The sequence below is a fragment of the Bacteroides sp. AF20-13LB genome (assembly GCF_003603065.1).
Lineage (GTDB): Bacteria > Bacteroidota > Bacteroidia > Bacteroidales > Bacteroidaceae > Bacteroides > Bacteroides uniformis.
Genome location: NZ_QTMH01000006.1, coordinates 81,261 through 105,367, shown reverse-complemented (window position 1 = coordinate 105,367; position 24,107 = coordinate 81,261). Strand labels below are relative to the sequence as shown.

At 51.3% G+C, this 24,107-nt stretch carries 16 protein-coding genes; 13 read left to right on the top strand and 3 right to left on the bottom strand.

Annotated elements, in window-relative coordinates; all coding sequences use genetic code 11:
* Window positions 1–8: 8 nt before the first annotated feature.
* The gene (locus DWX62_RS08335; RefSeq protein ID WP_165859004.1) at window positions 9–458 is read right to left on the bottom strand and encodes a DUF4890 domain-containing protein; all 450 of its coding nucleotides are present in this window, start codon (window positions 456–458) and stop codon (window positions 9–11) included.
* A 419-nt stretch (window positions 459–877) separates the two neighbouring features.
* Here DWX62_RS08335 and DWX62_RS08330 point away from each other — a divergent pair, with 419 nt between their 5' ends.
* The 9 genes from DWX62_RS08330 to DWX62_RS08290 all read left to right on the top strand — a co-directional run bounded on the left by DWX62_RS08330 (window position 878) and on the right by DWX62_RS08290 (window position 12,106).
* The gene (locus DWX62_RS08330) at window positions 878–1,915 is read left to right on the top strand and encodes an efflux RND transporter periplasmic adaptor subunit (protein ID WP_120172761.1); all 1,038 of its coding nucleotides are present in this window, start codon (window positions 878–880) and stop codon (window positions 1,913–1,915) included.
* A gap of 4 nt (window positions 1,916–1,919) precedes the next feature.
* Entirely contained in the window at window positions 1,920–5,096 is a 3,177-nt protein-coding gene (locus DWX62_RS08325; RefSeq protein WP_120172717.1) for an efflux RND transporter permease subunit, read from the top strand.
* Window position 5,097: 1 nt separating this feature from the next.
* A complete protein-coding gene (locus DWX62_RS08320; RefSeq protein ID WP_120172716.1) occupies window positions 5,098–6,468 on the top strand; it encodes an efflux transporter outer membrane subunit in 1,371 nt (456 codons plus the stop codon).
* A gap of 181 nt (window positions 6,469–6,649) precedes the next feature.
* Window positions 6,650–8,884 (top strand): hybrid sensor histidine kinase/response regulator, encoded by a 2,235-nt coding sequence (locus tag DWX62_RS08315; RefSeq protein ID WP_243636253.1) that lies wholly within the window; start codon window positions 6,650–6,652, stop codon window positions 8,882–8,884.
* Window positions 8,884–10,191, top strand: coding sequence for a sigma-54 dependent transcriptional regulator (locus DWX62_RS08310; protein WP_120172715.1), 1,308 nt, complete (start codon window positions 8,884–8,886; stop codon window positions 10,189–10,191). The genes DWX62_RS08315 and DWX62_RS08310 overlap by 1 nt, the downstream gene beginning before the upstream one ends.
* Before the next feature lie 356 nt (window positions 10,192–10,547).
* Complete coding sequence (locus DWX62_RS08305) at window positions 10,548–10,964, top strand: hypothetical protein (RefSeq protein WP_120172714.1); 417 nt, start codon at window positions 10,548–10,550, stop codon at window positions 10,962–10,964.
* Window positions 10,965–11,169: 205 nt separating this feature from the next.
* On the top strand, window positions 11,170–11,493 hold the full coding sequence (locus tag DWX62_RS08300) for a helix-turn-helix domain-containing protein (RefSeq protein WP_120172713.1): 324 nt from the start codon (window positions 11,170–11,172) through the stop codon (window positions 11,491–11,493).
* An 11-nt stretch (window positions 11,494–11,504) separates the two neighbouring features.
* Window positions 11,505–11,798 (top strand): helix-turn-helix domain-containing protein, encoded by a 294-nt coding sequence (locus DWX62_RS08295; protein WP_087339891.1) that lies wholly within the window; start codon window positions 11,505–11,507, stop codon window positions 11,796–11,798.
* Window positions 11,795–12,106 (top strand): helix-turn-helix domain-containing protein, encoded by a 312-nt coding sequence (locus tag DWX62_RS08290; protein WP_120172712.1) that lies wholly within the window; start codon window positions 11,795–11,797, stop codon window positions 12,104–12,106. The genes DWX62_RS08295 and DWX62_RS08290 overlap by 4 nt, the downstream gene beginning before the upstream one ends.
* Window positions 12,107–12,162: 56 nt before the next feature.
* Here the strand turns inward: DWX62_RS08290 and DWX62_RS08285 are convergent, their stop codons facing one another.
* Window positions 12,163–13,461, bottom strand: coding sequence for a site-specific integrase (locus tag DWX62_RS08285; protein WP_120172711.1), 1,299 nt, complete (start codon window positions 13,459–13,461; stop codon window positions 12,163–12,165).
* A gap of 21 nt (window positions 13,462–13,482) precedes the next feature.
* Window positions 13,483–14,706: a site-specific integrase gene (locus DWX62_RS08280; RefSeq protein ID WP_120172710.1), complete on the bottom strand. Its 1,224-nt coding sequence runs from the start codon at window positions 14,704–14,706 to the stop codon at window positions 13,483–13,485.
* A gap of 538 nt (window positions 14,707–15,244) precedes the next feature.
* Here DWX62_RS08280 and DWX62_RS08275 point away from each other — a divergent pair.
* The 4 genes from DWX62_RS08275 to DWX62_RS08260 are packed head-to-tail and all read left to right on the top strand — an operon-like array spanning window position 15,245 to window position 24,101.
* Window positions 15,245–16,318 carry an efflux RND transporter periplasmic adaptor subunit gene (locus tag DWX62_RS08275; protein ID WP_034529001.1) on the top strand — a complete coding sequence of 358 codons (1,074 nt, stop codon included), beginning with the start codon at window positions 15,245–15,247 and terminating at the stop codon, window positions 16,316–16,318.
* Window positions 16,319–16,354: 36 nt separating this feature from the next.
* Window positions 16,355–19,426 carry an efflux RND transporter permease subunit gene (locus DWX62_RS08270; RefSeq protein ID WP_009037131.1) on the top strand — a complete coding sequence of 1,024 codons (3,072 nt, stop codon included), beginning with the start codon at window positions 16,355–16,357 and terminating at the stop codon, window positions 19,424–19,426.
* Window positions 19,423–20,895 (top strand): TolC family protein, encoded by a 1,473-nt coding sequence (locus DWX62_RS08265; protein ID WP_009037130.1) that lies wholly within the window; start codon window positions 19,423–19,425, stop codon window positions 20,893–20,895. The genes DWX62_RS08270 and DWX62_RS08265 overlap by 4 nt, the downstream gene beginning before the upstream one ends.
* A complete protein-coding gene (locus DWX62_RS08260; RefSeq protein WP_009037129.1) occupies window positions 20,895–24,101 on the top strand; it encodes an efflux RND transporter permease subunit in 3,207 nt (1,068 codons plus the stop codon). The genes DWX62_RS08265 and DWX62_RS08260 overlap by 1 nt, the downstream gene beginning before the upstream one ends.
* The last annotated feature ends 6 nt before the right edge of the window (window positions 24,102–24,107 follow it).

The window sequence follows — 24,107 nt, the reverse complement described above, 5'->3', positions numbered from 1 at the left end:
ATAAATAATCATTCCGTAGCCTCTCTTCGTTCCCGGTAATCTTTGTATTGCTCCTTGCTGAGGATGCGTTTCAATGCATCTTCGTATTCCTTACAGGAGGCTTCATATCTTGCTCTTTCCTCATCAGACATCCAGTCCTCATAACAGCACCCACCGTCATAATGGCGGCTGTCGTAATAGTCGGAACAGCACCCGTGGCGATGCCATCTTCTGCCGTATCTGCCTCTATGCCGGTACGTTTCGTGATGATAAGGGTAGTCGCCGCATTCAAGCAGCCAGACTTCATTGGCTTTTTGTAATTCCCTTTCTTGTTCATCTGTCAGCCCGTATTCGTAGGCCATGTGGGATGCCATACGTTCCGCCCGCGCTTTTACCCTTTTTTCCTGATGGGCAAAGCGGTTCTCCTGCGCCGTCAATGTTCCGGTTCCGAACAACAGGAAGGTTAAGATCAAAATCATTGTAATTCTCATAATGCTTATGGTTAAAATGTGATTATCATCAAGTAAAGTTAGCCAGAAGAGATTTCAAGCGCAATATCGGAATGCGTGAACCGGTAAAAACGCTGTGCGGAATGCAGTTTCGAAAGGATGAAGCGTGCCAAACAGAGATGCCTGTTCTCGCAAGACACATCGGGCTACAGCTTAAACGCACCTTTTCACACTTCAAGAGCATTTTTTACCATTTCATGCGTCCCGACCTTGTAAAAAGGGATTTTCGACCTTTTCTTTGCGAGAAAAAGACAACAAATATGGTAAATAAAATAGTAACAAATGCAATGAACAAGAAGATGATGTGCGTTTTCTCCGCTTTATGCATGATGTTTCTCTCCTCCTGCAAGGACGAAAAGACATCTGAAACGCATACCGCCTGTGAAGTAATGACGGTTGCCACGGGTTCAGTTGAAATCAAGGAATCTTATTCCGCCTCTATACAAGGAAGGCAGGACATTGACATCTATCCGCAAGTATCGGGACGGATTGTGAAACTTTGTATTACCGAGGGTCAACAGGTACACAAAGGGCAACTGTTGTTCATCATCGATCAAGTGCCCTATCAGGCGGCATGGCAAAAGGCGAAAGCGGATGTACGTGCCGCAGAAGCGCAGGCGAAGACCGCCCGACTGGAATGGGAAAGCAAGAAACAGTTGTTTTCCAAGCAGGTGGTATCGGAGTACGACCTTACCACCGCTCAAAATGCGTTGGACATGGCGGAAGCCACTTTGGAACAGATGAAGGCACTGGAACTGAATGCTCGCAACAATTTATCATACACCGAGGTAAGAAGCCCGGCAGACGGTGTTACAGGCACGTTGCCTTACCGCGAAGGAACACTGGTAAGTTCTTCCATGAGTACACCGTTGACAACCATTTCCGACAATTCTGAAATGTATGTCTATTTCTCCATGACGGAGAACAGCCTGCGTGCCCTGTTCCGGCAATATGGTTCGTCCGATGGGATTATCCGGCAAATGCCGCCACTTTCCCTTATGCTGAACGACGGCACACTATATACATGCCATGGACGCATCGAAAGCATAAGTGGTGTCATCAACCGGCAGACCGGTACGGTGTCCGTCCGCAGTGCCTTTCCGAATCCCGACCGTCTGTTGTTAAGCGGAGGTATTGGCAACATCATCCTTCCGCATAAGGAAGCCCAAGCCATTGTTATTCCACAAACCGCCACCACCGAATTGCAGGACAAGATACTTGCCTATAAGGTAGCGACAGATGCCCATTCAGGCAAAGCCACGGTCACATCCGTGGAATTGACTGTGGAGAAACTCAACGATGGCAAGACATATATCGTGCGTTCCGGACTCAACGCAGGAGATGTGATTGTGACCGAAGGCGCAGGACTGCTGCGGGACGGTATGCAGATAAAAGTAAAAAACAGTAAAACAGGAAAGGAGAACTAATCGTATGAATCTCAGATATTTCATAGACCGCCCGGTGCTTTCCATCGTCATTTCTGTCGTTATTGTGCTGATGGGGGTTATTTCATTATTCAGCCTTCCCGTAGAGCAATATCCCGATATCGCGCCGCCTACCATCAATGTGTTTACCAGCTATCCGGGTGCCAATGCCGAAACGGTACAGAAGGCGGTCGTCGTTCCGTTGGAAGAATCCATCAATGGAGTGGAAGACATGACCTATATCACTTCTACCGCTTCCAATAGCGGCGATGCCACCCTGAATATTTATTTCAAGCAAGGAAGTAATCCTGACATGGCAGCAGTGAATGTGCAGAACCGTGTGTCCACCGCCTTGAGTCTGTTACCTGCCGAGGTGACCAAAATCGGGGTCACAACGATGAAGCAACAGAACGCTGAACTGAAAACCTTTGCCCTTTATTCCGCAGATGGCAAATATGACCTTCAGTTCTTGAACAACTATATGAAAATTAATGTAGAGCCGCGAATCAAACGTATCGGAGGTGTGGGAAACATGATGCTTTTCGGTTCCAATTACAGTATGCGCATCTGGCTGAAACCCGATAAGATGGCACAATACAAGCTCATTCCGTCGGATGTTACCGCTGTATTGGAGAAGCAGAACATTGAAGCGGCTACCGGGGCGTTTGGAGAAAACCATGACAATGCTTTCCAATATACGATGAAATACCGCGGTCGTCATTCCACTCCCGAAGAATTCGGCGAACTGGTTATCCGCTCCTTGCCCGGCGGTGAGGTGCTCCGCCTGAAGGAAGTTGCGGACATCCAACTGGGAGATGAGGCTTACAATTATACGACCGAAATGAACGGAAAGCCTGCCGCCATGGCGTTGATTTACCAGAAGGCCGGATCCAATGCATCGGAAACCATCAACGAGATTGACAAGGTGCTCGAAGAGGTAAGCAAGGATTTGCCCGAAGGACTGGAGTTTGTTACATTGAATGATACAAACCTTTTTCTCAAAGCCTCCATCAAGGTCGTGCTCCATACGTTGCTCGAAGCCATTCTGCTGGTAGTATTGGTCGTGTACGTATTCTTGCAAGACATCCGTTCCACCTTCATACCTGCCATCAGCATTCTGGTGTCCATCGTCGGCACATTTGCCTTTATGTCGGTGGCTGGTTTCTCCATCAACCTGTTGACATTGTTTGCCTTGGTGCTTGCTATCGGTACAGTGGTAGATGATGCCATTATTGTGGTCGAAGCCGTGCAGGCCCGTTTTGATGTGGGCTATCGCTCTCCCTACATGGCTGCCAACGATGCCATGAAAGGCGTATCGTCGGCCATCCTTACTTCTACGTTGATTTTCATGGCGGTATTTATTCCCGTTTCCATGATGGGCGGCACGTCCGGCGAGTTCTACAAGCAGTTCGGCATCACTATGGCTGTGGCTGTAGGTATTTCAGCCATCAACGCATTCACGCTTTCTCCCGCACTTTGCGCCCTGATGCTTCGTCCTTACAAAGATGAACAAGGGCATGCAAAGGACAATTTTGCCGCACGCTTCCGCAAGGCATTCAATGCGGCCTTCGATGTACTTTCCGCACGCTACATGCGCTTGGTGTTGTTTTTCATCAGACGCAAATGGCTGATGTGGGGAACAATGGGGATAGCGATGCTGCTGCTTGTCTTTCTGATGCAGACCACCAAGAAAGGACTGATTCCTGACGAAGATACCGGTTCGGTCATGATCAGCATGGATACCAAACCGGGCACTTCCTTGCAGGAGAACCGGCGGGTAATGCAGGAGGTAAACAGGTATGTGGATAAAATACCGGGCATTGCATACAATGCCAATGTGACGGGATATTCATTCAACGGTTCCGGTCCGTCAATGGGCATGTTCTTCCTTTCGCTGAAGCATTGGGATGAACGGAAAGGAGAAGAACAGTCATCCCGCGCCATCATTGACAGCATCTATACCTTTGCCCCGCAAGTGCCCGATGCATCCCTATTTGCCATGGCTCCGCCCATGATTCCGGGCTACGGCATGGGCAGCGGTTTTGAACTTTATCTGCAAGACAAGCAGAGCGGTGATTTGAATCAGTTCAAGCAAGTAGCTGACAATTTTGTTGATGCCCTTAGCAAACGTCCTGAGATTGAAATGGCTTACTCTTCATTTGCTACCAATTATCCGCAATATTGGGTGGATATTGACGCAGCCCATTGCGAGCAAGCAGGTATCAGCACCAATGAAATCCTGCAAACGCTTTCCGACTACTACGGCGGAAGTTATGTTTCCAATTTCAACCGCTTCTCCAAATTGTACAGGGTGCAGATACAGGCCAGTCCCGAATACCGGGTCACGCCTGAATCGCTGAACCACATCTATGTCCGTGTGGGGGATGAAATGACTCCATTGGCCCAGTTTGTCCGCCTGACCAAGACATACGGCCCCCAGGATGTTTCGCGTTTCAACCTGTATAACTCCATTCCGGTCAGCGGTACGCCTGCCAAAGGCTATAGTTCGGGAGATGCGTTGAAAGCCATTCAGGAAACAGCAGAACAAGTATTGCCTGCCAATTATGGATATGAGTTTGGTGGCATTTCCCGTGAGGAAAGCCAGACAACCAACAACGTGGTAATTATCTTTGCTCTCTGCTTAGTACTGATTTACCTGATATTATGTGCACTGTATGAGAGTTTCCTCATCCCGTTCTCTGTCATACTTGCCGTGCCGTGCGGATTGCTGGGCAGCTTCCTGTTTGCGCAGCTGTTCGGATTGGAGAACAATATCTACATGCAGACGGGGCTTATCATGCTCATCGGGTTGTTGGCAAAAACGGCCATCCTCCAGACTGAATATGCCGTGAAGCGGCGGCAGGCAGGGATGAGCCTCGTACAAGCGGCTTACTTTGCAGCCAAAGACCGTCTGCGCCCCATCCTGATGACGGTATTGGCCATGATATTCGGCCTCCTTCCGCTGATGGCGGCTCACGGTGTCGGTGCCAATGGTTGCCGTTCGCTCGCATCCGGTGTTGTAGGTGGCATGTTGACGGGAACAGTAGCTTTACTTTTATTCGTCCCCGTGCTCTTCATCGTGTTCCAATACTGGCAAGAGAAAATAAAACCGGTACAGACCTCGAAGAAAGATGCGGATTGGGCGATACAAAGAGAATTGGAAAACCTTGAAGATAGAAAATAAAATGAAATCATTCATTTCGATATTATGTATAGGAGCAGTTTGCCTGATGGCAGGCTGTTCCATCTATAAGCCGTACATACGGCCCGAAATAAAAACTGATGTGGACAGTTTGTACCGGGATGTGGATAATCCGGACACGGTTTCCATAGCGACCCTGTCTTGGGACAAGCTATTCACCGACCCTTGCCTGCAAAAACTGATTGTGGAAGGGCTGGCACAAAATACAGACCTGCGCATCGCCCGTACAAAGGTAGAAGCTGCAGAGGCCGTACTGATGAATGCCCGGCTTTCCTATCTCCCGTCCGTATCTTTGACTCCGGAAGGCAGTATAAGCCATACAGAAGGGCAATCAGCATTGAAAACATACAATCTGGCAGCTTCTGCAAGCTGGGAAATCGACCTGTTCGGTAAAGTTACCAATGCCAAACGGGGAGCACGCGCCGCCCTTGAAGGCAGCCGTGCATACGAACAGGCCGTCCGTACCGGACTGATAGCCACGATTGCGGGCAGCTATTATACATTGCTGATGCTTGACAGGCAACTGGACATCAGCCAGCAGACTTTGGACAGTTGGGAAGAAATGGAACGGACGCTCGTTGCCTTGAAACAGTCCGGAAAGGCGAATGATGCGGCAGTGCTTCAGACACGGGCAAACCGTATGGCATTACAGGCATCCACCATATCCATCTTAAAGAATATACGCGAAACTGAAAACAGCTTGTCCGCATTGCTGGCCATGCCGTCAGGTGTCATAGAACGCAGGACATTGAATGGTCAGCATTTCCCAGACACCCTTTCAGTCGGTCTTCCCGTACAACTGCTTGCCAACCGTCCCGATGTACGACAGGCGGAATGGAATCTGGCACAAGCCTATTATGCTACCAACACCGCCCGTGCGGCATTTTATCCGAGCATTACACTTTCAGGCACTGCCGGATGGACCAACAATGCAGGCGGACTGATATCCAATCCCGGCAGTTGGCTGTTCAACGCTGTAAGTTCATTGGTGCAGCCCTTGTTCAATAGAGGAACGAATGTGGCCAACCTTCGTCAGGCAAGAGCCCGTCAGGAAGAAGCCCTGCTTTTGTTCCGGCAGTCCCTTCTGGATGCAGGCAAAGAAGTGAACAATGCCCTTAGCCGTTGGCAGACCGCGAGCATCCGCCTCAAATATGATTATGCTCAAATATCTGCCTTGCAGGAAGCAGTGCGAAAGACCGAACTATTGATGCGCCATTCTTCCGTCAATTACCTTGAAGTGCTGACCGCCCGTCAAGCCCTCTTGGAAGCCGAACTTACACAAGCACAAGATATGTTTGAGAAAATGCAGGGAGTCATCGACCTTTATCATGCCGTAGGCGGGGGCGGAAGGTGAAATTCAGGATAATCGGTGACAAAATAAAATGAAAAATGGTAAAAAGAATTGCTGATTTTCATATTGGCGAGGAACAATGAACGTTGAAGGAAAGCTGCGGGCGAAGATTACACTCGGATATATCGTGATACTTATTGTCGGAATAAGTATGGCTATACTTTTGTTACATGAACGTAAACGAATGCAACAGATAGAAACTGAAACCGAAGATATCCGTCATGTGCGTCTCGATATCAACACTGTCCACCATAGCATTGCAACACTTGCCATTTTGGGAGAGAGCATCATCGGATGGGAGAAAGCCGATAGCACACGTTACCGTGTCCTCCGCCTGCGCACCGACAGCCTGCTGCAAGCCCTGAAGCCCCATTGTCGGAACTATGTGCGCCCGGCACAGATAGACACCCTGCGTACCCTCTTGATGGAAAAGGAAACCCACCTGCTGCATCTGACAGAAATCCTTGCCCGTCAGGACGTGGCGGACAGTCTTTTGGTGAACCATCTGCCCGAAGTGGCGAAACGCGCCACGCGTGTCCGTACCGTGACGCAGAAAAAGAAAGGCATAGCCGGGGCTTTTGGCGGCAAGAAAACCGTGCAGATACTCCCCTCCGCCAAGGAACTGCACCAGTTCAGCGACAGTTTGATAGCCTTGCGACAACGGCAGACGGTGGAAATGGATGCCTACGCCGACAGCCTGCGCACCCGCAACCGGGCGTTGAACAAGGAACTAAATCGCCTCGTCAGCGACCTCGACACGAAAGCACAGACCGCCTTTACCGAACGTGAACAAAAGATAGCCGAAGCGCAGGTATTGTCCGTGCGGCTGTTCACCGCCACCATATCGGCCGCCATTGTCTTACTGTTCCTGTCCTACCTTATCATTGTTCGTGAACTGCGCCACCGTGACCGTGACCACAGGAGAATGGAAGATGCCTTAACACAGAACCGTAGTTTGTCTGACATGCGCAAAAAAATCATAATTACCCTGTCGCACGACATTCGAGGTCCACTGAACGCCATCAGCGGCAGTGCGGAACTGGCAATGGACACTAAGGATAGACGTCGGCGTAATACCTACATAGAGAACATTTTAGATGCCTCACGGCACATCCTGCGCCTTGCCAATAGCCTGCTCGATCTATCCCGACTGGACGAAGCTAAGGAAATCCTGAACCCCGTCCCGTTCAGACTTATTCCTTTCCTTGAAGGCATAGCGGATGAATATACGTGGCCTGCGAATGACAAGGGACTACTTTTCTCCAAAAGCATAAATGTTCCGAATATTACAGTTTTCGGTGATGCTGACCGTATAGAACAGATCATGGACAACCTTCTGTCAAACGCAATCAAGTTCACAAAGTCCGGTTCAGTAACTCTTTCCGCCATGTATGAAAAGGAGATGCTGACAGTCCGCATACAGGATACGGGAATAGGCATGGATAGTGCAACCGTAGAACGATTATTTCGGCCTTTTGAACGGGGCGCACCCGAAGTGGATGCCGAGGGGTTCGGGCTCGGCCTTGCGATAACTAGGGGACTTATCGGTCTGCTTAATGGAGAAATTTTCGTTTCCAGCTGTCCTGGAGAAGGTAGCTCCTTTAAAATACAGCTGCCGCTTCCCAAAACGGACAAATCGATAAAAGGCAACGATGTTTCAATTGAGGATAAACTTGTACTTCCCAATACTGTCATGGTAGTTGACGATGACCCGATACAGCTGCGCATTGTCGGGGAAATGCTGGAAAGGAACGGCGTGTCCTGCTGCAAGTGCCAGAATGCCCAGGCCGTGGTAAACGAACTGCGCCGGACCCGTTACGACATCATCTTGACAGATATACAGATGCGCGGCACGGGAGGTTTCGACCTGCTGTACCTGCTGCGGCACTCCAACATAGGCGACTCCAAAACGGTACCGATAGCTGCGATGACAGCCCGGAATGACGGGAACGACAGCCGCTATTGGGAAGCCGGCTTCTCCGGTTGTATCCGCAAGCCGTTTTCCATGAACGAACTGCTGGCGTTCCTGTCATCCATTACGGAGAAAAAGAAAGCCGTACCACCCATTTCGGCTGACTTCTCCGCATTGGCTGCCGACATCGAAGACAGGAAATGGATTCTGGAGACATTCATCAGGGAATCCCTCAAGAATAAGGCGGAGCTTCAGGAATCCCTTTCGGATATGGAAATGGATTTCGGACGGCTAAGAGAGACGCTCCACCGCATGTACCCGGTATGGGAGCAGCTGGGCATAACCCACGAACTGGAAGAATACAGTGAAATACTGCATGACGACGGCTCGGACGGGGACACAGTCCAAAGGCATACGGAGGAAATAATCGGCCGTATATGCGGACTGATTGCAGAAGCGGAAAGTCTGCTGTCGGAAATGGACAACAATAGAAAACGAAACATATAATGAAGCACAGAATACTTATCGTAGAAGACAATGTCATGCTGGCCGGCCAGCAGAAAAGGTGGCTTGAGAAGTCCGGCTACGGGGTTTCGACTACGATAGACGAGCAGGGTGCCAGGAAGCGGATAAAGTCGGAACACTTCGACCTGGTCCTTGCCGACGTGCGCTTGCCCGAGGGAAACGGGATATCCCTGCTCGAATGGCTCCGCAAAGAGAAAATCGACATCCCCTTCATCGTCATGACCGGTTATGCCTCCGTGCCCGACGCCGTGAGAGCCATCAAGCTTGGCGCGGACGACTATCTGGCAAAGCCCGTGCAGATGGATGAGCTTCTTGAATTGATCAAGGATATATTGCAGCCGAGTTCCCAGGTTTATGACAAAGACAAGAACCTTTTCCACAGGAACAGCCCGCAGATGCTTGAGGTGGAGAACCTTGCCCGGACTGTAGCCCCGTTTGACATCTCCGTGCTTATCCTCGGGCCTAACGGTGCAGGCAAGGAATCCGTCGCGCAACGCATACACTATTCCAGCGACCGCAAGGATAAGCCGCTGGTAGCGGTCAACTGCGCCGTCCTTCCCAAAGAACTGGCTGCGACACTCTTTTTCGGGCACATGAAAGGGACTTTCACCGGTGCGGACAGCAACAAGGAAGGATATTTCGACCAGGCGAAAGGCGGCACGCTGTTTCTGGACGAGATAGGCACATTGTCCCCTGAAGTGCAGGCCATGCTCCTGCGCGTCCTTCAGGAAGGGACCTATCTCCCGATCGGCGGCAACCGGGACAGGAAGGCCGACGTGCGGATAGTGGCCGCCACCAACGAGGATTTGCAGCAGGCCATCAGGGAAAAACGCTTCCGTGAGGACCTGTACCACAGGCTGTGCGAGTTTGAGATAATGATGCCTTCCCTTCATGAGTGCCCGGAAGACATCCTTCCGCTTGCGGAGCATTTCAGGAAGAAATTCTCCAAAGAGCTCAAACGGCAGACGGAAGGGTTCTCCCCCGAGGCCGGACAGCTGATGCTTTCCTACAGGTGGCCGGGCAACGTGCGTGAATTGCAGAACAAAGTCAAGAGGGCTGTGCTGATGGCCAGGCAGCCGGTGATAGAGGCGACGGAACTGAACATAAGGATGGAATCCCGGAGTACGGAAATCAATCTGTTCCCGCAGACGGAGGCGGAAGAGAAACAGTCCATACTCATGGCATTGGAGAAAAGCGGGGGACACCGCAGGAAAGCGGCCGGCATCCTGCATGTCGATCCGTCGACACTATACCGGAAAATGAAGAAATACGGCCTGCTTGACAAATGAAAAAGCCTCTTTTTCATTGTCGGGCGTAAGATATGAAGCAAAAGGCATTACAGAATGGAAGAAAATGCCTACCTTTGCACAAAGGCCGGGATTGTGTGCCGCACATGTCCCGGCCGTAACATACTGAACCGATGACGGCAAGGGCTGGAGTCCTGCCGTTTATCATACATAAGTCGCAAGACGTCTCGGATGGGAATCTGACAAATTCAAAAATACAGAGACTATTGCGTGAGGCTTATGCTATGCCTTATAGCGTGAGCCCATGCATGTTTCTGTATTGGGCTTTGTCAGAGCCTCCGTCCGAAGCTGCGTGGGTTTCACGCTACTTCATTTAAAGAGGATTAATAGACAAAGGCATGGCAAAGTTACAGGCAGTGATAGCAATGACATTGGACGGGGCCGTCCCACCGGAAGGCGAACCGTTGTTGGAGTGGGTAAAATCGGACAGGAAGGGCTTCCCGCACTGGCGGAAGCGTTCCACCATGCACCTGTTTCCCGGCTATCCCCTTGTCGAACTTATCTGTGAGAAAGACACTTCCGGACCTTCCACCGTCTTCCATGCGGAAATATACGATGAGAAAGGCGTGGAACTCCTGAGAGGGTTGTCGGTTTACCGGCTCATAGACGAGCTGGTCATCTTCCTTTTCCCTTCCGCCGGCGTTTCCCGTCTGTCCGTTTCCGCCCACTTCCCCTCGGGCAACTGGCGGCTTGTCAAATCCAGAACCTTCCGGAACGGCGTTTGTCTCCTGCATTATTGCAAGATGTTGCAATAGACCGTTGCAAGACATTGCAAATGCAATATGCCAGTCAGCCTCCATTTCGGAAGGCTGATTTTTTATTTCTATGGTATTCAGTGGTTTATGCTTTTTGAATATAATAATCTGCCGCGTTGGTCTATGATTTGGCCTTTATCATATTGAAACCTGTTGCGCAACAGTGTGAGAAACGAAGTATTCACGCACTAAAACAGAATTCAGTATGATACAAATAGACCGGGAGACATTCCAGATGATGCTCCACCAGATTATGGAACGCTTCGACAAGATAGAGGACAGGCTGGGCCGCATGAACCGGCAGACGGCCGCCCTTGAAGGCGACAAGCTGCTCGACAACCAGGACATGTGCGAACTGCTCGGCGTGACCAAGCGCACCCTTGCGCGTTACCGGCAGAAGAAGCTCGTGACCTACTACATGATTGACGGGCGTACCTATTACAAGGCATCCGAAGTACAGGAGTTCCTGAACCGGAAAGGGAAAGTGCTGCCCGCAAGAATCAAAAAGGAATTGGGTATTCAATCTTAATCAGAAGACGTATGGAAATAATATGTATAGACAAAAAGACTTTTGACGAGTTCCGGATCCGTTTCTGCGAACTTGAAAGCCGGCTTGCCCGGTTGTGCCGTTCAGGCAAGGACATGGGTTTGAAGAACTGGATGGACAACCAGGATGTATGCGACGTGCTTCACATATCGAAGAAGACATTGCAGGTGTACCGTGACAAGGGGCTTCTGCCTTTCACACGCATCAAGCACAAGATGTTCTACAAGCCTGAAGATGTGCAGAACCTGTTGGAATCAAGTTATCACCCCTTAAAAAGAAAGCCATGAGTTACCATTTCATAGAGAGGAAAGACCCTCACGTTGAAGTCCTTTTCCTGGGACTGGAGAATTTGGAAAGAATGTTGTCCGATATGGAAAAGACTCCCAAGCCGACGTTCAAGGGAGAACGTTTCCTGACGGACGAGGAACTGTCCGGCATACTCCGGATAAGCCGGCGGACCCTGCAGGAGTACCGCACGCTCGGTGTCATCCCTTATTACCTCCTTCAAGGAAAGGTGCTCTACAAGGAATCCGACATCCAGAAGATGCTGGAAGATGCCTACAAGAGATGCCGGGAAGAACAGAGGTGGGTATAGCATAAGACAGGAAAATGGAGAAACAGGCCGGGCTGCCGCTTCTCCATTTTTTTTCATCATCCGGCACGTTGCCGCCGTTTCCGCCTTTTCCCATCAAACTCTTCCTCATAAAGGAATGTTTCCCGGTTGACGGAAGAGTCCTTCAGTTTTTTCATGTCCTCCTCCACCTTTTTGTCGGTGACTTTCGCATAAATCTGCGTGGTCTCGATGCGCAGGTGTCCCATCATGCGGGCCACCGTCTCAATCGGGACACCCAATGAGAGCGTGATATGGGTACCGAAATTATGCCGGGCCTGGTGGAAGGTAAGCGGAAAGCCGTATGCTTTTCCCAGCTCCGTAACAAGTGTGAGGAAATACTTGCGGCAATAAAGGTTGAACACCTTGTCGCTGTTTCTTTGGTCTTTGTACTTCTCGATTATTTTCATCGGGATGTCCAGCAGCCGGACGGAAGACGGTGTGTCCGTCTTCTGTCTCCGATAGTGTATCCACCAAGTTCCGTCATCAGCCTGCGTGATGTCGTCCGTCTTCAGCCTTTTCAGGTCGGCAAACGCCAGTCCGGTGAATGTCGAGAAGATGAACATGTCCCTGACGAACTGAAGCTGAGGTTTCTCCACCGGAGTTTCCATCAGCTTTTTCAGGTCCTCCAGTTTCATGTGGCGGCTTTTGCGCCGGGGAAGTTCCGGGTGCAGTCGGCAATAGGGGTCCCTGCGGAGCGTTCCCTGGCTCACGGCCCGCATGGTCATCTTCTTCAGCCTGTACAGATGTTCATGTACCGTCTTGGGGCTCATGTCGCGGTCTGTGCGTAGAAAGACCTCAAAATCATCATAGAAAGCACGGTCAAGACTGCGCAATGTCACATCTTCTACACCTTTTTTCTCATGCACGAAGGCGGACAGGTGCTTGTATGACCGCATATAAGAATCGTAGGTCTCCTTGATTCGGTCAACTCCTATCCGTTTCCTGTATTCCTCGTTGTGTTCCCGGAAAAGGGCGAGCAGGGTAAGCGGCTTCTGCCCGATGCCCTTCACCGCATTCTTTACCAGTTCCGCCGTGATGAAGCCGAGGCTGTCCTTTATCCGCCTGTAATGTCCCTCAATTTCGGCGGTCAGGTCGTCTATGGCCCGATTCACGGTCACGGCGTTTGCGCTGCGGCCGTCGGCGCGTCCCTTTCCCGGGTTCCAGATGGCCGGATTGACTGATACCTTCGTGCCGATCTGCTCCCATTCGGCATCTATGCTGACCTTGCACAGCAGCTGGCAGGTCCCGTCCTTGCGGACTTTCGTACGGTTGATATAGAACAGTACCGCAAAGGTGCTGCGGTGTTTGATGTCGTTGTTCTCTGTATTCTTTTTCATATTACCAGTGTGTTTAAGTTGTTATATGACTACGGAGAAACGCTCCGCGATTCTTTCATTCAGGGCGTTCGTGTCAGAGTCTATCTTGTCGTCAGTCACTTTGGCATAAATCTGCGTGGTCTCTATCCGGCTGTGGCCGAGCATCCTGCTGACCGTTTCAAGCGGGACTCCGTGCGAGAGGGTGATCTCCGTGGCGTAGGTATGGCGCCCTGAATGGAAGACGAGCCTGCGGTCTATTCCGCAGATAACCGCAATGCGCTTCAGATAAAAATTCATTGTGCTGTTGGCATACATCGGCAACAGCCGGCCGTCCGGTGCGGTGTCGCGGTACTTTTCGATAATCCGCAGTGGAAGTTCTAGTAGAGGGATTTCAAACTCCACTCCCGTCTTTTCCCGTGAACTCCGTATCCACCATGTCCCGTCATCGGCCAGGGAAAGGTTGTCTGTCGTCAGCAGCCGCATGTCGCCATACGGGATACCGGTATAGCAGGAGAACAAGAACATGTCCCTCACATGGTACAGGGACGGATTGTGAAGCGGTGTGGTCATGATCCGGTGCAGTTCCTCGTCCGTGAGGTACTTTTGTTCCGGTTTCGGATGCACGGGTTCGTAACCGAAGAACGGGTAGGCGGTGATGATGCCGTCAGCGATGGCTTCGCCTACCACGGTCTTCAGCCGGACCGTGAGATTGATGACAGTACCCGGAGCCAAACGGCATTCGGTACGCAGATGCAGGTCATATTTCTCAATGAAGGAAAGGTCCAATGTCGAGAACGGGACATCCGATACCTTGTATTGTGACCGGATGAACCTTTCCAGATGTCTGTATGCGTTTCTATACCCTCCGAGACTTTTTGCCGTGCGGTTTATCCCGACCCGTTTCTCAAAGTTGCCGATGAACTTCACGAAATAGCCCAAGAGGGTTTCCTGCTCGGAAGCCATACCGAGTAACCGGTGCTTCACATCCTCGGCACTGACCCCATCACGCACGGCGGACAGTTCCGCATATATGCCGAGCGCTCTTGCCCGTATCTCATCCAGGCGGTTGTTGATTTCCTTAGCCGCCACGCTCTTGCCCGTAGCCCGGCCTGCCGCCCACATCTTCTGCGGCACCCTCAGCTTCATGCTGAAAGCAGACTCCGAGTATTTCCCGATGTTCAGCCTTGCCATCACGGGACAATACCCGTCGGCATCGGACTCGCTCTTTTTAAGGTAGAACGACACCTTTACATTCGTCTGATTCATAACCTTTTCCTTTCTTGCAAAATTACCGGATAAAGGTCAAATGAGAGGCATGACGAATATGGCAGAATATGGAAACAAGTCCCATGCGCAAAAGAACCGGCCCATATTTTTCCCGCTCTGCGAAAAAATGACTATCTTCGCTAACGCAAATATGCAGGGACAGCGTTCTTTACGGTGATATGACAGAGGAATCGGGAGTCCGTTTCGCGTGGATTTTCTTCCCCGAAAAAGGCAACGGATAGGTAGCAATTCATTTTCCTAACCCATCAAAAAACGGCTGATGCACTCCAATGATGGACATGGAATACAACCGCACATCACCTTTCATTTCCAACTGTTTGCATTATTCCTCCGAATTTCATCCGTATGTGGGCGAGTTAGCTTATTTTTGTCCATATTAAAAAAGATGAATAAAAACGTAAAGCGTTAATAATGAGCGAACTAATTACTAAAGTGCTATGAAAAAAGTGTCCACATGCAAATATCGGTTCGTTTTTTTGAAACGATTAATTTTATCAATTTATAATTGAGTATGAATATGAAGACACAGAACTATCGATACCTGCTATGCATGGCCGTTGCCCTGCTTGCCGCCTGCTCCGATGCCGGAAAGGGAAAAGAGTCCGAGGAAGGGGTGGCAACCGTCCTGCCAAGTGAAAGCAATGAAGTGACCGTGAAAGTCCTGAAGCGGGCGACCTTTGAGCATGAACTGGTGAGCAACGGAAAAGTAACCGCCGGTGCCATGGCGGATTTGCGTTTTGAGACTACCGGTGTAGTGGCACACATCTACGTGAAGAACGGTGACCCGGTGCGCAAAGGGCAGAAACTTGCCGAACTGGATAAGTTCCGCCTGAAGAACAAGACCGCGCAGGCCAAGGATGCCTTGGAAAAAGCGGAACTTGAGTTGCAGGATGTATTGATAGGGCAAGGCTATCCGGTGGGGGATGCCTCCAAAGTACCTGCTGACATCATGAAGCTGGCCCGCGTGAGGAGCGGTTACGACCAGAGCCTCGCCCAGTATGAGCTTGCCGCGTATGAAGAGGAACACGCCACGCTGGTTGCGCCTTTTGACGGGGTAGTGGCGAACCTGTTCTCCAAACCGTTCAACGAGGCAAGTACCTCGGAAGCCTTCTGCTCCATTATCGGCACTCAAGGTATGGAGGTGGACTTCACGGTGCTGGAAAGCGAACTGCCGTTGATAAAGAGTGGCGACAAGGTGATTGTTACCCCTTATTCGGATGCCGGCTTTAGGCAGGAGGGGCGCATCACCCAAATCAATCCTCTGGTGGATGACAAGGGGATGGTTAAGGTGAAGGCTGCCGTCAATGGCAAGGGACGGCTGTTCAGTGGGATGAACGTGAGGGTGAACGTGCACCGCTCTCTGGGCGGACAGCTTGTAATCCCGAAGAGTGCCGTGGTGTTGCGTTCGGGCAAGCAGGTGGTGTTTACCCTGAAAGACGGAAAGGCGCAGTGGAACTATGTGCAGACCGGTCTGGAGAATGCGGAAAGCTATAGTATGGCCGACGATGCCCTGAAAGAAGGCGATACGGTCATTGTGACGGGAAATGTGAATCTGGCACATGAAGCATCGGTGAAGGTGGTTGATAGATAATGAGTGATAAGTGGTAATTCAAAATTCATAGTTCAATTGATAAAGTTTTTGATACAGCGGCCTATTGCCGTACTGATGGCATTTACAGCATGCTTCATTGTCGGGCTGGTGACTTACTTCACCCTGCCGGTATCCCTGCTGCCCGATATAGCCATTCCGGAAATTACCGTGCAGGTGTCGGCGCAGAATACCTCGGCGCGTGAATTGGAGAATACGGTGGTGAAACCGCTTCGCCAGCAGCTTATCCAGGTGGCGAAACTGAAGGACATGGACAGCGAGACGCGCGATGGTGCAGGCATCATCCGCCTGGGCTTCGACTTCGGTACGAATACCGACCTTGCCTTCATAGAAGTGAACGAGAAGATTGACGCCGCCATGAACTATCTGCCCAAGGATGCCGAACGCCCGAAGGTGATAAAGGCAAGTGCGACGGACATTCCTGTCTTCTACCTCAATCTGACCCTAAAAAGCGACAGTGCATACGGCAAGGTGGACGAACGCGCGTTTCTTGATTTGTGCGAGTTTGCCGAAAATGTCATAAAGCGTCGCATCGAGCAGTTGGCGGAAGTGGCAATGGTGGATGTCACGGGTTTGGTCGAACGCCAGTTACAGATTGTGCCCGACCCGGATAAGCTTGCTGTGTTGGGGCTCTCCATTGAAGACATAGAAAACGTGCTGGCGCAAAACAACGTGGAGCCGGGCAGCATGACTGTGCGCGACGGCTACTACGAATACAACATTAAGTTCTCCACCCTGCTGCGGACAGAGGAGGACGTGAAGGGCATCCTGCTGCGAAAGGAAGGACGTATCATCCGCTTGGGAGACTTCTGCCGGGTAGAGATTGTTCCTGCCAAGGAGAAAGGTGTCTCCATGAGCAATGGCAAGCGTGCCGTTACCCTTGCCGTCATCAAGCAGGCGGACGAGAATATGGAAGACATGAAGCTTGCCATCAACAGCACGATGGACTACTTCAAGAAAGTATATCCCGACATTGATTTTAGCATCAGCCGTAACCAGACGGAGTTGCTGGACTATACCATCTCCAATCTTCAGCAAAATTTGTCGTTGGGTTTCCTGTTCATCTGCATTGTGGCGGTACTCTTCTTGGGGGATGTCAAGTCGCCGTTCATCATCGGCCTGAGCATGGTGGTGTCCATTGTAATCTGTTTCTTGTTCTTCTATCTGTTCAGGATGTCGCTCAATATAATTTCTCTGTCCGGATTGATTCTGGCGTTGGGTATGATGATTGACAGCAGCATCATTGTCACGGAAAATATTTCGCAGTACCGCGAACGGGGTTATTCGTTGAGGCGGGCTTGCGTGGCGGGTACGGGTGAGGTGGTGACGCCGATGCTGAGCTCATCCCTGACCACGGTTGCCGTGTTTGTGCCGCTGATATTTATGAGCGGCATTGCGGGAGCGCTTTTCTATGACCAGGCATTCTCTGTTACGGTGGGGCTGCTGGTTTCCTACTTCACGGGTATCATGCTGCTGCCGGTCCTCTATATGCTGGTCTACCGGACGGGGTTGCGCGGCAGGTCGTGGTTCTCCCGCATCCGCATCAACAATCCGTTGAAGGAACATACGCTGGACCGTTTTTATGATGTGGGCATCGACTGGGTATTTTCCCATAAGACGGTAAGTATCATATTCTGTGTGGTTTCTATTCCTCTTTGTGTCTTTCTGTTTTATTCCATAGCCAAGGAGCGTATGCCGCAGATAGACCAGAATGAACTGATAGTCCACGTGGAATGGAACGAAAATATACATGTGGACGAGAACCGGCATCGTGTGAATGTGCTGTTCGGACAGTTGTTGGACAAGACTGTGGAACAGACGGCTGCCATAGGCCAGCAGGACTATCTGCTGAACCGTGAGCAGGCTCTTTCTTCTTCGGAGGCGGAATTGTATTTCAAGACTTCCTCGCCTGACGGGATTGCTCCCTTGCAGAAACAGGCGGGTGAGTGGCTGACACGGGAATATCCGTTGGCGACAGTCTCCTTTTCTCCACCCGAAACCGTGTTCGAGAAGCTTTTCGTGACCGGGGAGGCCGATGTGGTGGCGGAACTTTATGCCCGCAATAAGGAGAAGGCGCCGGCGGCGGAAGAATTGCGCGGACTGGAACAACAGTTTGCGGAGCTTACGGGGACAGCGCCCGTAGGTATCGCTTTCGAGAACCAGCTCGACATAAGCATCCTGCAGGAAAGGCTGTTGCTCTATGACGTTTCGTATGACGAGCTTTACCGTACGCTGCGGACGGCATTCAAGGAGAACAGCGTAGCTATGCTCCATTCCTACCAGCAATACCTGCCTATCAGCATTGTGGGCGAGGAGCGGACAGTGAATGAGGTGCTGCAGCAGACATTGATACAGACCCGTCCGGACAGTAAGGGCGAAGTGGAGCATATTCCGCTTCGGGAGCTGGTAAAGGTGCGTCCGGCCGAGGATTTGAAAACGATTACGGCAGGACGCAACGGTGAATATATACCGTTCCGTTTCTATGAAGTGGACGATGCTCCGGAGTTGATGGAAAAGGTGAAGCGGGAGGCGGATGCCACGGGTGACTGGGATACGGCCTTTTCCGGCAGTTTCTTCTCCAACCGCCAGATGCTGGACGAGTTGGTGGTGATTCTTTTCATCTCTATCATGCTGATGTATTTCATTCTTGCCGCCCAGTTCGAAAGCTTCGTGCAGCCGCTCATCGTGCTGCTGGAAATCCCGATAGATGTGGCGTTTGCCCTGCTTCTGTTGTGGATATGCGGACATACCTTGAACCTGATGTCTGCCATCGGACTGATAGTGACGTGCGGTATCATCATCAACGACTCCATCCTGAAGCTGGATGCCATTAATGAATTACGGAGGGCTGGTATGCCGTTGCTCGAGGCCATCCACGAGGCGGGGCGCAGAAGGCTCCGGCCCATCATCATGACATCGCTCACCACCATTTTCGCTATGGTTCCGCTGCTGTTCTCGTTCGACATGGGCTCGGAGCTGCAGAAGCCGCTTTCCATAGCGATGATTGGGGCTATGTCTGTAGGAACACTGGTCAGTCTGTTCATCATCCCGTTGATATATTGGTTTATTTATAGAAAAGAAAGAGCATGAAGAAATTAAGTCTTATACTTTTGTTCAGTCTGGGAGCCCTTTCCGCTTTTGCCCAACAGCGGATAACGCTCGATTTGCAGCAGACCATTGCCCTGGCGAATGACAGTTCGCTGGAAGCCTTCCGCACCAAGAACATGTATCTGGCCGGTTATTGGGAATACCGCACCTATAAGGCAAACCGCCTTCCCAGCCTGACGCTGAACATGACTCCGGCACAGTACAACCGCGATATCACCAAGCGTTACGACTCCGAACAGGACCTTGACATCTATCGCAGCCAGCAATCCTTCTATGCATACGGCAATCTTGCCGTCAGACAGAATTTCGACTTGACGGGCGGTACGTTCTATCTGGATACGGAGCTGGGCTATATGCGGAGCTTCGGTGGAAACAAGTATACCCAGTTCACCAGTGTTCCGGTTCGTCTGGGCTACTCGCAGAGTCTGGTCGGTTACAATCCTTTCCGTTGGGAACGCAGGATTGAGCCGCTGAAGTACGAGAAGGTGAAGAAGGAGTATATCTACAATGCAGAGCGGGTGTCCGAGCAGGCCACTACCTATTTCTTTGCGCTTGCCATGGCACAGGCGGAATATGACTTGGCCAAGGACAATGCCGTCTCCACCGATACCCTCTACCGCATCGGCATGCAGCGCTTGAAAATAGCCGCCATCAGCCGTGCCGACCTGCTGACGCTGAAACTCGACGTGGTGAACGCCCGCAATACTTTGCAGAATGCCGCCAGTGCCTTGAAGCGCGCCATGTTTTCGTTGGCATCTTTCCTGAATATGGAGAAGAACACGGATATCAGGGTGTCGCTTCCGGGACGTCCGAGGGCGCTGACCATACCGGTTGATGAGGCTTTGCTGGCCGCTCAAACCAACAATCCGGAATTTCTGGGGCTTCGTCAGGAAGTGCTGGAAGCCGAGCAGACAGTAGACAAGACGAAGAAGGAATCGCGCTTCAACGCCAGCATCAACGCCAGCGTCGGCTTCAACCAGGTGGCAGAGAAATTCGGTGAAGCATACAGGCATCCCATGCAGCAGGAGATGGTGTCGGTCAGTGTCTCCATTCCACTGGTGGACTGGGGCGTGAGGAAAGGCAAATACAACATGGCGAGGAACAATCTGAACGTGGTGAAGACTTCTGCCAGGCAAAGTGAAATCAGCATTGAGGAGGAGGTTATCATGACCGTCAGCGACTTCAACGTCCAGCAAGCCCTCGTCGCCAGTGCCGAAGAGGCCCTCGACCTTGCCATCCTGGCGTATAACGAAACCCGCCAGCGCTTCATTATCGGCAAGGCAGACATCAACAGCCTGACCCTCTCGCTGAACCGCCAGCAGGAAGCGCAACGCAATTACATCTCCGCCTTGCAGGACTACTGGCTGAATTATTACAAGATACGGAAACTGACGTTGCACGACTTTGCCAGCGGATTTTCGCTGTCGGAAAAATTTGATTATAATAACTGATGAAACGAGTTTCTTCCTTCACCGTCATAGTGGCGTTTGTCTGCCTTGCTTTGGTAGGAGTGGCGTTGATACCGCTGCTCCCCGTCAAGCTGAATCCGTCACGCAGCCTGCCCGGCTTCACGGTGGGTTTCAGCATGCCTGGCACTTCGTCGCGGGTGGTGGAGATGGAAGTGACCAGCAAGCTGGAATCCATGCTGGCGCGTATCCGCGGAGTGAAGCGGCTGAACTCCACCTCGGGCAACGGCTACGGCAACATTACTGTGGAGCTGGACAAGCATGCCGATGTCGAGGCAGTCCGCTTCGAAGCTTCCACCATCATCCGGCAGACGTGGCCCCAATTGCCCGAAGGTGTCAGCTATCCCACCATTCACATGAAAGTGCCCGACGAGAACGCCTCACGCCCTTTCATGTCCTTCACACTGAATGCCCCTTCCACTCCGATATTGATTCAGCAGTATGCCGAGGAGCATATCAAGCCGCGGCTGGCAAATATTCCGGGTATCTATAAGGTGGAACTCAGCGGTGCCACGCCCATGGAGTGGAGACTGGAATATGACAGTGAACAGTTGCGCTTGCTGGGTGTGACCCTATCGGACATCAGCGAGGCAGTACAGCGGCATTACCGGAAGGAATTTCTGGGTACGCACAATGTGGATACAGGTAACGGTAGCCGGGAATGGATACGCCTGGCACTGGTGCCGGAGAGCAACTCCCTTGGTTTTAATCCTGCTGCCATCACCGTGACGGCTACCGACGGGAAACTGCTCCGCTTGGACGAACTGGTGTCGGCTGTCCGTATGGAGGAGGAGCCGCAAAGCTATTACCGCATCAATGGGCTGAATTCCGTCTATCTATCCATTACTGCGGAAGAAACTGCCAACCAGTTGCAACTGAACCGTGCCGTGATGGACGAGATGGAAGCTGTTCGGCAGGTACTTCCTGTCGGATATGAAGTGCATACCAGCTATGATGCGACCGAGTACATACGGGAAGAACTGGACAAGATTTACTTCCGTACCGGTTTGACGGTACTCATCCTGCTTGTATTCGTATGGCTCATTACTCGTAAGTTGAAATATCTTTTTCTGATAGTTACCAGCCTGGCTGTAAATATAGCGGTGGCACTTATCTTCTACTACCTCTTCGGACTTGAGATGCAGCTTTATTCGCTGGCGGGTATCACTGTCTCGCTGAATCTGGTGATAGACAGCACCATTGTCATGACCGACCACATTCTGCATCGGCGTAATCTCAAGGCCTTCCTGTCGGTGTTGGCGGCAACCCTCACTACGATGGGTGCGCTTGTTATCATTTTCTTCCTTGACGAGAAGATACGGCTCAACCTGCAGGACTTTGCAGCGGTAGTGATCATCAATCTGGCTGTTTCCTTGATGGTGGCATTGTTCTTTGTTCCGTCGATGATTGAGAAGATAGGACTGGTGAGGCGGATTACGGGGAAGAAGAGGCGTCTTGTCTTGCCGGGGCTGACGCAAACATTCAAAACAAGGTTGGGACGGATTTTCAGACGTTTCCCCGTTTATTTCTCCTGCTGTTACTCTGCTCTCATCCGTTTTCTGTGCCGTTGGCGCTGGGCTGTATGCCTGCTGTTACTGTTGGGTTTCGGTCTGCCCGTTTTTCTGTTGCCCGACAAACTGGAAGGAGGGGGAAAATGGGAAGCTGCTTACAATAAGGTATTCGGTTCGGATACCTATAAGGAGTCGGTGAAACCCGTTGTGGACAAGGCGCTGGGCGGCAGCTTGCGGCTTTTCATACAGAAGGTGTACGAAGGCAGTTACTTCACCCGTAATGAGGAGGTGGTGCTCTATGCCAACGCCAACCTTCCCAATGGCAGCACCCTCGAGCAGATGAACACTTTGATGAAACGTATGGAGACCTACCTCAGCCGGTTCAAGGAAATCAGGCAGTTTCATACTTCCATCTACAGCCCCCGGCGTGCCAGTATGCAGATTTATTTCAAGAAGGAAGCCCGGAACAGCGGTTTCCCCTATACACTGAAAGCCAATATGATAAGCAAGGCGCTGGAACTGGGAGGCGGCAGCTGGGGCATCTACGGATTGCAGGACCAGGGGTTCAGTAATGACGTCCGCGAGAGTGCCGGCTCCTACCGCATCAGGATGTACGGCTACAACTACGACGAACTCTATGAGTGGGCGGAGAAGCTGAAGGCCAAGCTGCTGACGCACCGGCGTATCAAGGAAGTGCTCATCAATTCGGAGTTCTCCTGGTGGAAGGATGACTATCAGGAATTCTACTTCAACCTGAACAAGGAGCGCATGGCGCAAGAGGGCATCGACGCGCAAGTGCTTTTCTCTGCGGTGCGCCCCATCTTTGGCAAGAATCTGGAGATTGGTTCGGTAGCGGCCGAGCAGGGGATGGAGAAAATCAAGCTCTCTTCCCGCCAGTCTGCCGAATATGACATCTGGGCAATGCAGTTCTTTCCCTATGGAGTAGGAAACGGCAAGCATTACAAACTTTCCGAACTGGCTACTGTGGAAAAGGGACAGATGCCGCAGGAGATTGCCAAAGAAAACCAGCAGTACCGCCTCTGCCTGCAATACGAATATATCGGCTCCAATGAGATGGGCAACAAGATACAGAAACGTGACCTGGAGGAGTTCAACAAACTGTTGCCGATGGGTTATACAGCCGAGTCGGACAGCAACAGTTGGTCATGGGGCGAGAAGGACAACCGCCAATACCTGCTTCTGCTGGTGGTGATAGCCATCATCTTCTTTACGACCAGCGTTCTGTTCAACTCCCTGAAGCAGCCGCTTGCCATCATCTTTGTGATTCCGGTTTCTTATATCGGGGTATTTCTTACTTTCTATTGGTTCCGGCTGAACTTCGACCAGGGCGGTTTTGCCTCGTTCGTCCTGCTGTGCGGCATCACGGTGAATGCCAGCATCTATATCCTGAACGAGTACAACAGCATCCGACGTCGTTTCCCCCGTCTTTCCGCTCTTCGTGCCTACGTCAAGGCGTGGAATGCGAAGGTCGTTCCTATTTTCCTCACGGTAGTTTCTACCATTCTGGGATTTATCCCTTTCATGATAGGTGAGGACAAGGAAGCTTTCTGGTTTCCATTGGCGGCGGGTACCATTGGCGGACTGGTGATGTCCGTCATCGGTATCTTCTTTTTCCTGCCGGTTTTTGTGCTGAAACAGCGTGATTTTCTTAGGAAATGATTACTT

Bases quoted from the DNA above. Each gene is read 5' to 3' on its own strand.
- DWX62_RS08290 (WP_120172712.1), top strand. From the start codon at position 11,795: ATGAGTTACCATTTCATAGAGAGGAAAGACCCTCACGTTGAAGTCCTT.
- DWX62_RS08300 (WP_120172713.1), top strand. From the start codon at position 11,170: ATGATACAAATAGACCGGGAGACATTCCAGATGATGCTCCACCAGATT.
- DWX62_RS08305 (WP_120172714.1), top strand. From the start codon at position 10,548: ATGGCAAAGTTACAGGCAGTGATAGCAATGACATTGGACGGGGCCGTC.
- DWX62_RS08280 (WP_120172710.1), bottom strand. From the start codon at position 14,706: ATGAATCAGACGAATGTAAAGGTGTCGTTCTACCTTAAAAAGAGCGAG.
- DWX62_RS08310 (WP_120172715.1), top strand. From the start codon at position 8,884: ATGAAGCACAGAATACTTATCGTAGAAGACAATGTCATGCTGGCCGGC.
- DWX62_RS08335 (WP_165859004.1), bottom strand. From the start codon at position 458: ATGATTTTGATCTTAACCTTCCTGTTGTTCGGAACCGGAACATTGACG.
- DWX62_RS08260 (WP_009037129.1), top strand. From the start codon at position 20,895: ATGAAACGAGTTTCTTCCTTCACCGTCATAGTGGCGTTTGTCTGCCTT.
- DWX62_RS08330 (WP_120172761.1), top strand. From the start codon at position 878: ATGACGGTTGCCACGGGTTCAGTTGAAATCAAGGAATCTTATTCCGCC.
- DWX62_RS08295 (WP_087339891.1), top strand. From the start codon at position 11,505: ATGGAAATAATATGTATAGACAAAAAGACTTTTGACGAGTTCCGGATC.
- DWX62_RS08265 (WP_009037130.1), top strand. From the start codon at position 19,423: ATGAAGAAATTAAGTCTTATACTTTTGTTCAGTCTGGGAGCCCTTTCC.
- DWX62_RS08275 (WP_034529001.1), top strand. From the start codon at position 15,245: ATGAAGACACAGAACTATCGATACCTGCTATGCATGGCCGTTGCCCTG.
- DWX62_RS08320 (WP_120172716.1), top strand. From the start codon at position 5,098: ATGAAATCATTCATTTCGATATTATGTATAGGAGCAGTTTGCCTGATG.
- DWX62_RS08325 (WP_120172717.1), top strand. From the start codon at position 1,920: ATGAATCTCAGATATTTCATAGACCGCCCGGTGCTTTCCATCGTCATT.
- DWX62_RS08285 (WP_120172711.1), bottom strand. From the start codon at position 13,461: ATGAAAAAGAATACAGAGAACAACGACATCAAACACCGCAGCACCTTT.
- DWX62_RS08315 (WP_243636253.1), top strand. From the start codon at position 6,650: ATGCAACAGATAGAAACTGAAACCGAAGATATCCGTCATGTGCGTCTC.